The 460-nt window shown below is 25.7% G+C and carries 1 pseudogene; it reads left to right on the top strand.

From position 1 onward, the window contains the following. A pseudogene (locus ERX27_RS11165) lies at positions 1–460 on the top strand (transcriptional regulator); the annotation flags it as partial.

Below are 460 nucleotides of genomic sequence, written 5' to 3'. Positions count from 1 at the left end.
GTACACACCTGATTGGTATTGCTATTACAACTCAAAGCATCATAATCATTGTTGTTTTATTGATTAAAGCAATTATTACTTGGTTATTGTTAATACCTATTTTCAACTTTATGACTAGTTTCGTTGAATCAACTAACGATAAAGTAAAAACACACTTAGCTAATGGATTTAAAGCAATGAAAAATGGTCAAAAAACATTTTTCAAATTTTTCATTGGAATACTATTATTAAACTTAATTATTATTTTATTTAAAACACCTGTTGGTTACTTGATTTCATTTAATACGCAATCACTCTCTCAAAGTGTTGCAGAAAATATCATAAGAGTTTATACAGTAATGACAATTATTTTATTCGTTGTTATTCATGCAATCATTTTAATGGGTATCGTTCAATATTACTTAAAACGTGGTCAAAAAATTACTAAAGATAAAGTAAAAACAGCTGACAAGAATAAAAA

The sequence above is a fragment of the Macrococcus brunensis genome (assembly GCF_004359615.1).
GTDB lineage: Bacteria > Bacillota > Bacilli > Staphylococcales > Staphylococcaceae > Macrococcus > Macrococcus brunensis.
Note: the sequence above shows the minus strand (reverse complement) of the source record. Positions and strands in the feature narration are given on the sequence as shown.